1 protein-coding gene is annotated in these 889 nt (G+C 72.0%); it reads right to left on the bottom strand.

Translation table 11 applies throughout. From position 1 onward, the window contains the following. Positions 1–889: SIS domain-containing protein (locus MKK58_RS12850; protein WP_243912429.1), on the bottom strand; the 889-nt coding region annotated here is incomplete at both ends.

Raw genomic sequence — 889 nt, 5'->3', positions numbered from 1 at the left:
GGTGCCGCGCGCCCGGCCGGCATGGATGGCGAGACACAGCAGCACCGTGAGCTGGCACGAGAACGCCTTGGTGGAGGCGACCCCGATCTCAGGGCCGGCCAGGGTCGGCACGACGGCCGAGGCCTCCCGCGCGATGGTGGATGTGGGCACGTTGACGACCGCCAGCGTGTGCTGGCCCTGCGCCTTGGCGTAGCGCAGCGAGGCCAGGGTGTCGGCGGTCTCGCCCGATTGCGAGATGACGAGGGTGAGTCCGTCGCGGTCGAGCGGTGGCTCGCGGTAGCGCGCCTCCGAGGCGACGTCGATCTCGACGGGCAGGCGCGCCAGGCTCTCGAACCAGTACTTGGCCACGAGGCCGGCATAATAGGCGGTGCCGCAGGCGGTGATCGAGATCCGCGAGAGCGTCGCGAAATCGAAGGGCAGGGTCTCGGGCAACGCCACGCGGCCTTGGGCGAGGTCGACGTAGTGGGCGAGCGTGCGGCCCACCACCTCGGGCTGCTCGTGGATCTCCTTGGCCATGAAGTGGCGGTGGTTGCCCTTCTCGACCCGGTAGGCCTGGGCGACGATGCGCTGGCGCTCGCGGGTGACGGGCTGGCCGGCTCCGTCGCGGATCTCGGCGCCCGCACGTGTCAGGATCGCCCAGTCGCCCTCGTCCAGATAGGTGATCGCGTCCGTGAAGGGAGCCAGCGCCAGGGCGTCCGAGCCGAGATAGGTCTCGCCCTCCCCGAACCCGATGGCCAGCGGCGCCCCGTGGCGGGCCCCGATGAGGAGGTCGTCGTGGCCGGCGAAGACGAAGCCGAGGGCGAAGGCCCCGTGCAGGCGGGGCAGGCAGGCGGCCACCGCCTCGACGGGGCCGAGCCCCTGATCCATGGCGTGGCTGACGAGCTGGGCC

This window comes from Methylobacterium sp. J-078, assembly GCF_022829285.1.
Classification (GTDB): domain Bacteria; phylum Pseudomonadota; class Alphaproteobacteria; order Rhizobiales; family Beijerinckiaceae; genus Methylobacterium.
The sequence above is the reverse complement of the archived record's forward strand: the minus strand, read 5'-3'. Positions and strand labels throughout refer to the sequence as shown.